The 13,039-nt window shown below is 71.1% G+C and carries 10 protein-coding genes and 2 pseudogenes; 7 read left to right on the top strand and 5 right to left on the bottom strand.

Going from position 1 to position 13,039, the window contains the following annotated elements; translation table 11 throughout:
- The first annotated feature begins 67 nt into the window (after positions 1-67).
- Together ABZ780_RS28325 and ABZ780_RS28320 are read left to right on the top strand one after the other, a co-directional pair.
- A complete protein-coding gene (locus tag ABZ780_RS28325; protein ID WP_357488034.1) occupies positions 68-973 on the top strand; it encodes an NUDIX domain-containing protein in 906 nt (301 codons plus the stop codon).
- A gap of 341 nt (positions 974-1,314) precedes the next feature.
- Complete coding sequence (locus tag ABZ780_RS28320; RefSeq protein WP_357007089.1) at positions 1,315-2,253, top strand: CDP-alcohol phosphatidyltransferase family protein; 939 nt, start codon at positions 1,315-1,317, stop codon at positions 2,251-2,253.
- A 58-nt stretch (positions 2,254-2,311) separates the two neighbouring features.
- On the opposite strand, the gene ABZ780_RS28315 is transcribed toward ABZ780_RS28320, so the two are convergent.
- The 3 genes and pseudogenes from ABZ780_RS28315 to ABZ780_RS28305 form a co-directional block, all read right to left on the bottom strand.
- Positions 2,312-3,565: a phosphatidylserine decarboxylase gene (locus ABZ780_RS28315; RefSeq protein ID WP_357488033.1), complete on the bottom strand. Its 1,254-nt coding sequence runs from the start codon at positions 3,563-3,565 to the stop codon at positions 2,312-2,314.
- Between the two features lie 595 nt (positions 3,566-4,160).
- Positions 4,161-4,355: pseudogene (locus tag ABZ780_RS28310) on the bottom strand (hypothetical protein); the annotation flags it as partial.
- Positions 4,352-6,289 (bottom strand): PspC domain-containing protein, encoded by a 1,938-nt coding sequence (locus tag ABZ780_RS28305; protein WP_357488032.1) that lies wholly within the window; start codon positions 6,287-6,289, stop codon positions 4,352-4,354. The gene ABZ780_RS28305 and the pseudogene ABZ780_RS28310, both read right to left, overlap by 4 nt.
- A gap of 159 nt (positions 6,290-6,448) precedes the next feature.
- On the opposite strand from ABZ780_RS28305, the gene ABZ780_RS28300 reads away from it, so the two are divergent.
- Both ABZ780_RS28300 and ABZ780_RS28295 read left to right on the top strand, forming a co-directional pair.
- A complete protein-coding gene (locus tag ABZ780_RS28300) occupies positions 6,449-7,714 on the top strand; it encodes a PspC domain-containing protein (protein ID WP_357488031.1) in 1,266 nt (421 codons plus the stop codon).
- Between the two features lie 2 nt (positions 7,715-7,716).
- Positions 7,717-8,403 carry a response regulator transcription factor gene (locus tag ABZ780_RS28295; RefSeq protein ID WP_357008177.1) on the top strand — a complete coding sequence of 229 codons (687 nt, stop codon included), beginning with the start codon at positions 7,717-7,719 and terminating at the stop codon, positions 8,401-8,403.
- 5 nt (positions 8,404-8,408) lie between these two features.
- Here the strand turns inward: ABZ780_RS28295 and ABZ780_RS28290 are convergent, their stop codons facing one another.
- Together ABZ780_RS28290 and ABZ780_RS28285 are read right to left on the bottom strand one after the other, a co-directional pair.
- Entirely contained in the window at positions 8,409-8,546 is a 138-nt protein-coding gene (locus ABZ780_RS28290; protein ID WP_357488030.1) for a hypothetical protein, read from the bottom strand.
- A 154-nt stretch (positions 8,547-8,700) separates the two neighbouring features.
- Positions 8,701-8,883 (bottom strand): annotated as a pseudogene (locus ABZ780_RS28285) (PIG-L family deacetylase); the annotation flags it as partial.
- A 456-nt stretch (positions 8,884-9,339) separates the two neighbouring features.
- Between ABZ780_RS28285 and ABZ780_RS28280 the strand changes: the two are divergent.
- The 3 genes from ABZ780_RS28280 (at position 9,340) to ABZ780_RS28270 (ending at position 13,015) form a co-directional block, all read left to right on the top strand.
- Entirely contained in the window at positions 9,340-10,980 is a 1,641-nt protein-coding gene (locus ABZ780_RS28280) for an ABC transporter substrate-binding protein (RefSeq protein ID WP_357007103.1), read from the top strand.
- 147 nt (positions 10,981-11,127) lie between these two features.
- Positions 11,128-12,054, top strand: a complete 927-nt coding sequence (locus tag ABZ780_RS28275; protein WP_357007106.1) for an ABC transporter permease — start codon at positions 11,128-11,130, stop codon at positions 12,052-12,054.
- The gene (locus ABZ780_RS28270) at positions 12,047-13,015 is read left to right on the top strand and encodes an ABC transporter permease (protein ID WP_357007109.1); all 969 of its coding nucleotides are present in this window, start codon (positions 12,047-12,049) and stop codon (positions 13,013-13,015) included. The genes ABZ780_RS28275 and ABZ780_RS28270 overlap by 8 nt, the downstream gene beginning before the upstream one ends.
- Positions 13,016-13,039 lie beyond the last annotated feature (24 nt).

Genomic DNA, 13,039 nt, shown 5'->3' with positions numbered 1-13,039 from the left:
GCCGGCATGGACGGCGATAACTTCATGATCGACGGCCTTGCCGGGGGGCCGGGGAGGGGTGGGACGGGTGGAGTTGCGGCGGGTGGTTGCGGTTTATGGGGTTTTGTGGCGGGAGGGGCGTTTTTTGCTTGTCCGGGAGGCTGCGGCGGGCGAGTTCCCTGGAGTGTGGCGACTGCCCGGGGGTGGGGTGGCACACGCCGAACACCCCGAGCACGCCGTCGTCCGTACGGTCGCCCGGCAGACCGGCCTGGCCGTGACGGTGACCCGGCTGCGGGCGGTGACGGCCGACGTGACCATCCAGGGAGACGACGAGGTCGCGTTGCACACCGATCGGCTGGCGTTCGAGCTGAGCGTGCGCGACGGCACCCTCCGGGACGCCCCGGACGGTCCGACCGATGAGGCCCGCTGGGTCACCCCGGCCGAGGCGTCCCGGCTGCCGCTGACACCGTTCAGCGCCGAGCTGCTGGGGCTGCCGGTCACCCCGCTACCCGCCGGGGCGCGCCGGCCCGCCGAGCCGTTGCCTCCGGCGGATCCGGACCGCCGGCTGCGCTTCGGGGCGTACGGGTTGGTCACCGATCCGGCCGGGCGGGTCCTGCTGACCCAAATCGCGGACGGTTATCCGGGCGCCGGCAGGTGGCACCTGCCCGGTGGCGGCACCGACCACGGTGAGCAGCCCACCACCGGGCTGCTCCGCGAGCTGGTCGAGGAGGGTGGTCAGCTGGGCCGGGTGGTGGAGCTGCTCGGCGTGGACAATCTGCACAACCCGGCCGCGCTCGGCCCGGAGGGCCGCCCACTGGACTGGCACGGCGTTCGGGTGATCTATCGGGTGCTGGTGGACGTACCCACCGATGCGGTGGTGACCGAGTCCGCCGGCGGCTCGACCGCCAAGGCCGGCTGGTTCACTCCCGCCGAGGCCGCTGACCTGCCGTTGACCGGGATCGCTGCCTCGGCAATCGGACAGTTGACTCGATAGCCCTCCGCTCGGTGAGCCGAGTAGGTGACCCTCCGGTACAGTCAGAGGTGGGAATGGTGGAGGAACGGGCGATGAAGCCCGAGATGGGAATAAGGCAGCGATTCGCGCGGTTTGAGCTAGATGAGTACCGCAGGCAGCTATCGCCAAGCCACATTCCCCTATGCGATGGTGTACTCCGCAGACGGCTGCCGGGCACCGCAAGGTCCGGCACGAGACAGCCGGACACCCGCCCCACGGCGGTTAGCCGATCCGGTGATGGAGGAAACGTGCCGAGAGCCCTATGGCGCCGGCGTCGTACGACTGACAGTCCGCGCCCCGCTGGGCGTCGCTGGGCGGGCCGGTTGCGCCGCAGCAGCACGTTCGCCCGCCAGGTGCTGCTGGTTCGAGTGGGTCGCCGCGATGGCGACCTGCTGCCCACCGACGTCGCGCCGCCCGAGCACCGGTACGCCGAGCGGCAGCGTCGCCGCTACGGCCTGGACCGGCTCAACCGGCCGTCGCTCGGCGCCGGTCGGGCGGAGATCGAGGCGATGATGCCGGTCAGCCCGGCGCTGCCGCCGATGGCGCAGGCTGACGACGCGTCGTCCGCGACGATCCCGCTGCTCCCCGGCGAGCGCACGATTGCCCGCCGGATGAAGTTCGGCCTGGTCAACGCCTGCACACTGGCCAGCCTGATGCTCGGCATGCTGGCCATCTTCCTGGCCATGCAGGGTGAGGTGCGCGTCGCCGCGCTCTGCCTGATCGCCTGCGTCGCCTTCGACGGCCTCGACGGCGCGCTGGCTCGCCGGCTCGGCGTCGCCAGCCCATTCGGCGCCCAGATGGACTCGCTGGCCGACATGTGCTCGTTTGGCCTCGCGGCACCCGTGGTGGTCTACGCCTCGCTCGCCGGCTCCGTGTCGACGGCTGCGGCAGCGGTGGCCTGCGCGCTGGTCGCCGCCTGTGCCGCGATCCGGCTGGCCCGCTTCAACGTCTCGCCGAAGGATGGCCGCTTCTTCTGCGGCGTCCCCACCACGATGGCGGCGGCGGTGCTCGCCGTGACCGTGGCGATCGGCGTGCCGGTGCCCGGCCCCGTGCTGGTCGCCGGGGTGGCGCTGCTCGCCTTCGCGATGGTGTCCAGCTTCCCGTACGCGAAGCTCGCCCGGCTGGTGAAGTTGCCGCCGTGGCTGTGGCTGGCCCCGGTGGTCGGCGCGCTTGTCGACGTCCGGCTCACGTTCGCCCTGATCGTGGTGGGTTACCTGGTCAGCGGGCCGGTGCTCTGGCTGCGCCAGCGTCGTACCGTCTGATCCGAGCACACGAAAACGGGGCGCCGCGGAAGCGGCGCCCCGTTTGCTCGTTCGTGGGTCAGCGCCAGCGGGCGATGACCGTGGACCCTCCGACGACCTTGTCGCCCGGCCCGACCAGCGGGTCGGCGGCCTCGGCCGGCAGGTAGACATCGGTCCGCGAGCCGAACCGGATGAGCCCGAAGCGCTCGCCCTTGGCCAGCAGCGCGCCGATCGGCGCACGCTGCACGATCCGGCGGGCGATCAGGCCGGTCCGCTGCGCGACCACCACCGTGCCGCGGCTGGTGTCCAACACGGTGTACGCGGCCACGTTGTGCTCGGCGTCCGGCTTCATCGCGTTGACGAAGCCGCCGTCGGCCACGAAGTAGTCCACCACCTTGCCGGCGACCGGAGCCCGGTTGACGTGCACGTCCAGCACCGACAGGAAGACCGCGACGCGCAGCCACTCGCCGTCGCCGAACCGCTCGTCGTGCAGTCGCTTCACCGACAGGACCTTGCCGTCCGCGCTGGCCACCACGGCGGTCGGATCCTCGGGTACGTCCCGCTCCGGGTCCCGGAAGAAGGCGGCGACCGGCCCGGCGGCCAGCGCCGGCAGCAGCCACAGCTTGGAGGACGGACGCGCCACCCGGGCCAGCGCGGCCAGGCCCAGCGCGATGCCCGCCGCGGCCACCCCGTTGGAGTCGATGTGCATACCCCTGGTCAGCGGCACGCTGGACGGCCGGTGCGCCGGAGCCAACCGGTCCGCCACGGCCGGGGCGGCCGTGGTAAAGCGCAACCGGTAGACCCGCACCGGCGGCGAGTTGCGCAGCACCAGGTCGGCGCCGACGCCGTAGAGGGCGTCCTGCCGGGCCAACTCGGCGGCGGCGCCGGCGGTCCGGCCCGGTGTCGCGGCGGTGGCCACGCTCAGCACCGCGCCGTCGATCAGGTGCTTGGCCAGCCCGTCGATGTCGCTGCGGGTCTCCTCGGCGGTGCCGACGAGCGCCTCGCCGGCGATGACCACCCCGGCGGGCTCGGCCTCGGCCAGCGAGTCGACCACGCGTACCCGGTCGGCGACCCACCGGCCCTGGGCGGTGACGTGCTCGCGGAGCGCGGTGGCGCCGGACGACTCGGCGGGCACCACGGTGAGTTGGTCACCGGGGAGCAGCGCCTCGATCGCCGCGGCCAGCACCGCCGACGCCGGGCTGGCGCCGACCAGCAGGGCGACCTTGGGGTCGTTCATCCGGGCCAACTCGGCCACGAGCGTACGGGCGGCTCGCTCGCCGATGCGGACCGGACCGGACCGGCCGGTGGTACGCACGGCGGGGGACTGCGTCATGTCGGGCGGGCTCCTGACGGGGGTAGAGACGGGAATCGCGGCGGGGCCGTCACGGCGGGACGGGCCGGCCGGCGGAGGCGAGATCTCTCCACCGGCCAGCATATGCGCCTGCCCGCGCCGGCCGCACTGCCGTGGTGTTGCGACAGTGCGGCCGGCGGTGGCACCCAGGTCACGATTCCCGCCGTTGGCCCTCCCGTTCCTCCGCCGGTTCGACGCCCGCCCGTTCGGTCGAGTGGTCGGCCCGGGTCGGCTCGTCGGTGCCGTCGCCGGGCGGGCCGGAGACCGGCGTGGCCTCCGGCTCCGCTGGCGGGTGGGCCAGCCAGGCCGGGTGGATCACATCCGCGGTCGGTGCCTCCGGCGTCCGGAACGCTGCGGTCGGCGCCTCGGGTGCTCGCAGCTCTGCGGTCGGTGTCTCCGGCGTCCGCAGCTCTGCGGTCGGCGTCTCCGCCGTTCGGAATGCTGCGGTCGGTGCCTCCGGCGCCGGTGCGGGAGCGTCCCAGGCCGGCGGGCCCGCGCCGGAGGTCGGGGCGGGCGCCCCGATCGGCGCGCCGGGCTCGGATACGACCGTGGCCGGCGCTGCGGCGTCGCCCGGCTCCGGGCGGCCTGACCGACCTGAGCGCAGTGCGCCGACCAACCCGAACACGCCGATCAGGATCAGCGCGCCGGCCAGGAACCAGCCGACCGGGGGCAGCGCCAGCCCGAGCAGTTGGGCGAGCAGCCACCAGGCCGACAGGGCCAGAAAGAGCAGCCCGAAGGCGAACGAGAGCAGGTCCGTGCGATGCGCCTTCACCGGGTCACCTCCAGGTTGCCGGCATTGACATGGATGTAGAGGCGCAGCTTGCCGCCGCCAGCGCCGTCCGCACCGAGGTCGGTGAACTCCCGCAGTTGGCCGTCCAGCCCACCGGAGCGCTTGCCGAAGATGGTGGCGTCGCCCGCGTTGACGTCGGCCACTGTGGTGACGTCCACGTTGGGCGGGACGACCACTGTCGCGTGGCCGAAATTGACCTCCACAGTCACCTGACTCTCCTGCTTCGCGAAGTCGATCCCCCGTAGGTCGAGCACGGCGTCACCGAAGCTGTTCTCGTACCGGTCGGCGAGATCGCGGTGGTCGGTGGGCGCCCACGTGACCGCGCCGTCGACTCCGCGGATCCGGTCGTAGGACTCGGCGACCGTCGCCGTACCCAGCGCGGCGGCGGTCACCAGGCCGAGTGCGATCAGCCAGCGGGCCCGGCCGAACCAGGTGCCGACCAGTAGCCCCAGCCCGATCGTGGCCAGCGCGGCCGCGAAGTACGCCGAAGCGCCGACGGCGAAGACGTTCAGCAGGTCGAGCAGGGCGACCACGCCGAGGGCCAGGAAGATCAACGAGAAGGTCACGGCGCCGAGCGGCGAACGCTCGCGGGGTCGCTTCGGTGGCTTCGGTGGTTTCTGCGGGGGGTACGCGGCCGGAGGCGGTGACGCGTACGGGCCGTGCGGCGCGAACGGAGGACGGTACCCGCCCGGTGTCGACCCGCCCGGGTAACCGGCCGGCGCGCCGGACGCGGGTGCGCTGGACGCCGACGCCGACGGCCAACCGGCGCTGAGTGTGCCGGCGCTCGGCCAGCTCGGCGCGGGTGCCGGCCAGCCCGCCTGCGGCGGAGTCGCCGAGGTGGTCGGCTGCCCGGACACCGGCGTCGCCGCCCCGGACACCGGCTGCACGCTGCTGATCGGCTGCGTGGCGGTGGCCGGCTGAGCGGCGTAGGCCGGGGCGGTCGCTGCCTCGGCCGGCGCCACCGTGGCGTACGCCGGATCACCGCCTGCCAGCGGCGCCGTCGCCAGCGGGCCGGTGGGCGGCGCCGCGCCGTGCGACGGGGCCGGCCAGGCGACCGGCGGGACCGGCCCGGGTGGTGTGCCGGGCGGGGCGGACGGAGTGCCACCCGGGGTGCCGGGCTGTGGCCCTCGGGCGTCCCGGTTGAGCAGCAGCGCACCGCCGATCAGGATGGCCACGCCGAGCAGCACCGCGCGGAAGGCGTCGGTGACGATGTAGCCGAAGCTGGCCGCGACCAGGATGCTCAGCACGATCACGGTCACCGGCGACATGCTGGACCGGCCACGGCCGAGCATGGACTCCACCGGGGACGCCGTGTCGCCCTCGTTCGGGATGATCAGCCAGGCGGCGACGTACACGAGGATGCCGATGCCGCCGAAGAACCCGAGGACCGCCAGCAGCACCCGCCAGAGCACCGGATCGGTGTTGGTGGCGCGCCCGATCGCCGCACAGACGCCGGCCAGGTACCGACCGTCGCGCGGCCGGACCAACCCGTACCGCGAGGTGAAGCCGGTGCCCCCCAACGGGCCCACGGACGGCCCGGGACCACCCGCCCCGGGTGGTGTGCCGGCGCCGCCGCCCGTCCCGTAACCGGGCCCGTAGCCCGTGCCGGCCGCGAAGCCGGCGCCTGCGCCGCCGGGCGGGTAGCCCGCGCCGCCAGGACCGAAGCCCGTGCCGCCGGGCGGGTAGCCGGCACCGCCGGGCGGGTAGCCCGCCTCGCCGGGGCCAGAGCCCGTGGTGCCGGGCTCGTATGCGCCGGACGGAGCGCCCGGTGCTGGCCCGACGGTCGGGCCGCCGGTGGGCGGGCCGAACGTGGTGGGCTCGGCCCAACCGGCGGGTGTCGCGGCTGGTGAGGGCGGTGATGAACCACCCGGCTGTGCCGACCCGGGGCGGGGCGGCGGGGCAGCTTCCTCGGTCATGCTTCGATCCTGCTGCCCGCTGCGCCCGAGCGGCCTCAGGACCCGACCCTGACCCCACCCTGAGATCCTGGCCGTCGGAATGTCGGGGGACTCCCCGTGGTCGCGGGCGCCGCAGCGTGTGACGATCGGACGCACCGGCCTCGCCCACCCACCACCACCGTGACCAGGGAGCCTCCGATCAGCACCGTGACCCCGCCCCCGCGCCTCTACCGCGCCCCCGAGCATCGGATGGCCGCCGGGGTCGCCGCCGGCATCGCCGACCACCTCGGCATCTCGGTGCTGCGGGTGCGGGTCGCGTTCATGGTGCTGCTCGGGCTGAGCGGGCTCGGCCTGCTGCTCTACGCGGCGTTCTGGGCGGTGGTGCCGCTGCGTCCCGGTGACACCGCGGTGCCGCCCCGGCGCGACGTGGCCCAGCTGCTGCCGTTCGTCGGGATCGGGCTGGGCGTCCTGCTGATCCAGGTGATGGTCTTCGACTCGGTCGGAGCGGCGGGCACCGCCGGCTGGCTGGTGGCCATCATCGCGGTCGGCGCGGGGGTCATCTGGCACCAGTCCGCGCCCGAGCGGCGGCGGCAGTGGCGCGACACGATGCCGGTGCCCTGGCTCGGCGCGGTCGTCGAAGAGAGCGACCGGCGGGCCTTCGTGCTCCGGTTCATCGGCGGCGGGGTGCTGGTCGCGGTCGGCATCATCGGCGTCGCGGCCGTCTACTCTCCGGCACAGAACTTCGACGCGGTGATCAACGGCGTGATCTTCGCCCTGGTCGGGCTGGCCGGGGTCGGCGTGGTCGCCGCGCCGGTGCTGTGGCGGACGTACAGCCAGCTCCGCTCGGAGCGTGAGGGTCGCATCCGTGAGCAGGAACGGGCCGAGCTGGCCGCGATGGTGCACGACCAGGTCCTGCACACGCTGGCCCTCATCCAGCGCAACGCCGCCGACGTCAAGACGGTGCAGCGACTGGCCCGCGGCCAGGAACGCTCGCTGCGCAACTGGCTCTACAAGCCCACCGCGTCGCCGAACGAACGCTTCGCCGCAGCCCTGGAGCAGGCCGCCGCAGAGGTCGAGGACACCTTCGCCATCACGGTGGAGACGGTGGTGGTCGGGGACCGGGAGACCGATGAGCGGGTCGGCGCGCTGGTCGCCGCCGCGCGGGAGGCGCTGGTGAACGCCGCCCGGCACGCCGGGGTGCAGACCGTGTCGCTCTACGCCGAGGTGGAGCCCGATCAGGTCAGCGTCTTCGTCCGGGATCGGGGAGCGGGCTTCGACCCGGATACCGTGGAGGACCACCGGCACGGCGTACGCGGCTCGATCATCGGGCGGATGAAGCGGCACGGCGGACGGGCCGAGATCCGGTCCGGCCCGGGGGAGGGGACTGAGGTCCGGTTGATCCTGCCGATCTCCCGGGACTCGTCCGCAGCGGAGAGGAACAGATGACCATGTCCGAGCAGCCGACGGAGCACCTGGACCCGGCGAACGCCCGCCCCGAGCGGCTGCGGGTGTTCCTGGTGGACGACCACGCCATGTTCCGTGCCGGGGTGCGCGCCGAGTTGGGCGCGCACGTCGAGGTGGTGGGGGAGGCGAGCACGGTGGCCGAGGCGGTCACCCGGATCGCCGCCACCGGGCCGGACGTGGTGCTGCTCGATGTGCACATGCCCGACGGCGGCGGTCGCGCGGTGCTGGAGGCGATGCGGCGCAGCCACCCGCAGGTCAAGTTCCTGGCGCTGAGCGTCTCCGACGCGGCGGAGGACGTGATCGGGCTGATCCGTGCCGGCGCCCGGGGGTACGTCACCAAGACCATCTCCCCGGACGAGCTGACCGCGGCGATCCGCCGGGTCGCCGACGGTGACGCGGTGTTCAGCCCTCGGCTCGCCGGCTTCGTGCTGGACGCCTTCGCGGCCCGGCCGGACGCCCCGGTGGCCGATCCGGAGCTGGACCAACTCACCAACCGGGAGCGTGAGGTGCTGCGGCTGCTCGCCCGGGGGTACGCGTACAAGGAGATCGCCAAGGAGCTGTTCATCTCCATCAAGACGGTGGAGACGCACGTGTCGAACGTGCTGCGCAAGCTCCAGATGTCCAACCGCTACGAGCTTTCCCGCTGGGCGGCGGACCGTCGGCTGGTGTGATCCGGTCAGCTGGTGCGTAGCACGGTGAACGCCTCGGCCAGTCGGCCCGGCGGCAGGCCGGCCTCGGCGGCGACCGTGGTGAGGCGGTCGCGGATCCAGGCCGGTACGTCCAGGTGGCCGGTCTGCGACAGGTGCGCGCGCATCGCCGCGACCTTGCTGTCGAACCGGTCGGTGACGGCCGCGGCGATGTCCCGGCGCAGTCCGAGCGTCGGGGTCAGCGTGCCGTCGGCGTACCCATCGAGGAAAGTCGACCTGTCGCACGCCCACGGCCTCCGCCGCGGCCCGCTGCTCGGCCTCGCGTAGACGGGGCATCTGGGCTCGCGGGATGTCGCCGAAACCGCCGGCGTCGCCAGGGGTGATGATCAGATAGCTGACCTCGACACCCTCATCCACCCAGCCGGCGATGGTGCCCGTGCAGCCGAAATCGATATCATCCGGATGGGCAAAGACGGCGAGCGCGCGACGGACGTTGGGCAGCACCGAAGCAGACTTGGGGAAGCTCACAGAACCCGAGACTACGCCGTCAGCCGGTGTCCGTCTGGGCCACGTTTCTCCTGGTCAGAGGCGTTCGAGCCGCCGGCTTTATGATCATTTTTCAAGTATCGGCAACGTGGCGGGCAACTAACGGCTTGATAACGGCACCTTCACGGAAGCGGCCGGTAGGTGTCACAGTGGCAGCACCTCACCCGCAGTGTGCGGCACTCCGTACGGCCCACGACCACGGCCTCCGCTGTTTTCCCGGCGGGTTCGTGGCTGCGACGCCTGCGTAGGGTCGTGCCTTGCCGGGTGGGGAGCCCGGCGGATCGGAACATCAGGGGTGTCCCCAAGCTTCCCTGTGGTCCTGGCGACCCCCGCCCCGGGGTGGTCGGACTGTGTCACCCCCAAACGTGCGTGAAACCCACGACGGAACAGGTCAGAAAGAGGAGGCCCCTCGGAATGAGAGTCTCGAAGCGGGCGACGAGCGCGATTGCGCTCAGCGCGGCTGCCGCGCTTGTCGCGAGTGGTTGCTCGAGCGGTGATGGTGACGGCGACGCCGCCGCCAGCAAGGACGGCTCGATCGTCATCCACGGCGTCCAGCCGGAGAACCCGCTGGTCCCGTCCAACACCACGGAGACCGGCGGCGGCAAGGTCATCGACTGGCTGTGGACCGGCCTGGTCGAGTACCCGAACGACGGTGGGGCCCCGCGCAACGCGCTGGCCGAGTCCATCGACACCAAGGACTCCAAGGTCTTCACGATCAAGATCAAGAAGGGTACCAAGTTCCACGACGGTACCGAGGTGAAGGCGAAGAACTTCGTCGACGCCTGGAACTGGGCCGCTTACTCGCCGAACGGCGCGCAGAACGGCACCTTCTTCTCGGACATCGACGGCTTCGACAAGACCTACACCTCGGACCCGGACGGCCCGGACGGCCCGCAGAAGGCCCCGGAGCCGACGGCCAAGGAGATGTCCGGCCTTAAGGTCATCGACGAGCAGACCTTCGAGGTCACCCTGGCGGCCCCGACCGCGGTCTTCCCGACCAAGCTCGGCTACAGCGCCTTCATGCCGCTGCCGGACGCCTTCTTCACCATGAAGCCCGAGGAGTTCGGCAAGAAGCCGATCGGCAACGGCCCGGTGAAGTTCGTGTCGTGGGACGACAACGTCCTCATCAAGCTGACGCGCTTCGACGACTACAACCTGCGCGACAAGATGAAGATCAAGGACGTCGACGTCAAGCTGTACCAGGACGAGACGGCGGCCTACGCGGACCTGCTGGCGAACAACCTCGACTTCATGGAGGTTGTCCCCACCTCGGCGCTCGCCGGCGACAAGTGGAAGGCCGACCTCGGCGACCGGGGCATCTCGACCGTCACGCCGTCGACCGCGTTCATCGCGTTCCCGATCTACGACAAGCGCTTCCAGGACCCGAAGCTGCGTCGCGCCGTCTCGCTGTCGATCAACCGGCAGGAGATCTCGGACAAGATCTTCTTCGGTACCCGCAAGCCGGCTGACAGCTGGGCCAACCCGCTGACCCCGGGCGCCAAGCCGGGCAACTGCACCGCCTGCAAGTTCGACCCGACCACGGCGAAGCAGCTGCTGGCCGAGGCCGGTGGCTTCCAGGGCGAGATGGTCTTCTACTACAACGCCGACTCCAGCCACAAGGACTGGATGGACGCCGTTGCGCAGCAGGTCAAGACCAACCTCGGCATCGAGGCTCGGGCTGAGGGCGTGCCGACCTTCGCGGTCTTCCGCCAGAACATCAACGCCCACACGATGAAGGGTCTGTACCGCGCCGCCTGGCAGCAGGACTACCCGGACGTGGAGAACTGGGTCAACCCGCTCTTCATCACCAATGGTTCCTCGAACGACGGCCTCTACAGCAACAAGGAGGTCGACGCCCTTGCCAAGCAGGCCAGCGGCGCGCCGAGCCTGGAGGCCTCCCACGAGGCGTTCGCCAAGGCCGTCGAGCTGGTCGACAAGGACGTCCCGAGCATCCCGATCTACTTCTACGGCCAGCAGTCCGGCCACTCGGAGAAGATCAAGAAGCTCGAGCTGAACAACGTCGGCGAACTCGACATCACCTCGGTCGAGCTCTGATCCGAACGGTCTGACCCCGGGTCGGGCTCGCCACATCCGGTGAGCCCGACCCGGGGCCGTTCCGCGAGTGGGTGTCACCACACGCACTCGCACGTTGTCACCACCGTGTCGGCCGTCCGACGCGCCCCCTGTCTGGAGGACCACCCCATGGGCCGTTATCTGTTGAGGCGGCTGCTCCAACTCGTGCCCGTCTTCATCGGGACGACGTTCCTGATCTACTGGCTCGTCTGGGCCGTTCCGGGCGACCCGTTCGCCGGCAAGTGCGGCGAGCGCCGCTGCCCGGATCAGTACATCGCCTTCATGACCGAGAAGTACAACCTGGACCAGAACGTCTTCGTCCAGTACGGCAGCTACATGAAGAACCTGCTGCAGGGCGACTTCGGTCAGACGTTCTCGCAGCGCGAGATCAGCGACATCATCCTCACGTCGTACCCGAACACCCTCAAGCTGGCCCTGGTGGCGCTCGCCATCGAGGCCGTGATCGGCCTCGGCGCCGGCGTGCTGACCGGTCTGCGGCGCAACGGCTTCCTGGACAACCTGGTCCTGGTCTCCACGCTCTTCCTGATCGCGCTGCCGGTGTTCGTCGTCGGCTTCGTGCTGCAGTGGCTGTTGGGCGTGCAGTGGGGCATCGTCAAGCCGACCGTCTCCTCCGAGATGCGGCTCTCCGAACTGATCGTCCCGGGCTTCGTGCTCGGTAGTGCGTCCGTGGCGTACATCGCTCGGTTGGCCCGAACGAGCATCGCGGAGAACCGCCGTGCCGACTACGTGCGGACCGCCATCGCCAAGGGCCTGCCGATGCGTCGTGTGGTGGGTGTGCACCTGCTGCGCAACTCGCTCATTCCGGTGGTCACCCTGCTCGGCACCGACCTCGGTGCCCTGATGGGCGGTGCGATCGTCACCGAGGGGATCTTCGGCATCAACGGGATCGGCCGCGCGGTGTACCGCGCGATCGTGACCAAGGAGAGTGCCACCGTAGTGGGCATCGTGGTCGTCCTGGTGCTGGTCTATCTCGTGATGAACCTGCTGGTTGACCTGATCTACGCCGCCCTGGACCCGAGGATCCGTTATGAGTGACCCGAGTACCGCATCGATCGTCAGCACCCCTGCCGCGAACCCGACCGACTCCGCCGCCCCCGCCACCGCGGGCCAGCCGCAGAGCAACGAGAAGCCGCGCGGCCTGCTCGGTGACGCCTGGCGCGACCTGCGGCGCAAGCCCCTGTTCTGGATCTCGGCCACGCTGATCGCGATCTTCCTGTTGATGGCGGCCTTCCCGTCACTGTTCGCCCCGGGCGACGCGGTCAACGGATCGCTGTCCCGCAGCCTTGAGAAGCCGTCCGGCAATGGCTGGTTCGGCTACGACGTGCAGGGCCGTGACGTCTACGCCCGGGTCATCTACGGTGCGCGGGCGTCCGTCATCGTCGCCGTGCTCTCCGTGATCGGCACCCTGCTCGTCGGCGGAGCCATGGGCGTCATCGCCGGTTACCGCGGTGGCTGGGTGGACGCGCTGCTGAGCCGGATCGCCGACGTCTTCTTCGGGCTTCCCTTCGTGCTCGGCGCGATCGTCATCCTGACCACGTTCAACGGCTCGGGCTCCGGTAACAGCAAGGCTCAGATCATGGGCCTGGTGATCGTCTCCCTGATCGTGCTGAGCTGGCCGGTCGTGATGCGCCTGATGCGTTCCTCGGTGCTCGCCACCAAGGAGGCCGACTACATCGTGGCGGCCCGCGCCCTGGGTGCCGGCACTGGTCGGATCATCCTCAAGCACCTGCTGCCGAACTGCCTGGCACCGCTTCTGGTCTACGGCACGATCATGGTCGGCTCGTTCATCGGCGCCGAGGCAACCCTGTCGTTCCTGGGCGTCGGCCTGAAGTCGCCAGTGGTGTCCTGGGGCATCATGATCAGCGACGGGAAGGATTTCCTCCGGGTCGCGCCGGGGCTCGTGTTCTTCCCCGCCGCGTTCCTCGTCACCGCAGTTCTGAGCTTCGTGATGCTCGGTGAGGCGGTCCGCGAGGCCCTCGATCCGAAACTCCGCTAGGGGAGATCCAGTTGTCCGACATTC

Source organism: Micromonospora sp. NPDC047467 (assembly GCF_040643095.1).
Lineage (GTDB): Bacteria > Actinomycetota > Actinomycetes > Mycobacteriales > Micromonosporaceae > Micromonospora.
The sequence above is the reverse complement of the archived record's forward strand: the minus strand, read 5'-3'. Positions and strand labels throughout refer to the sequence as shown.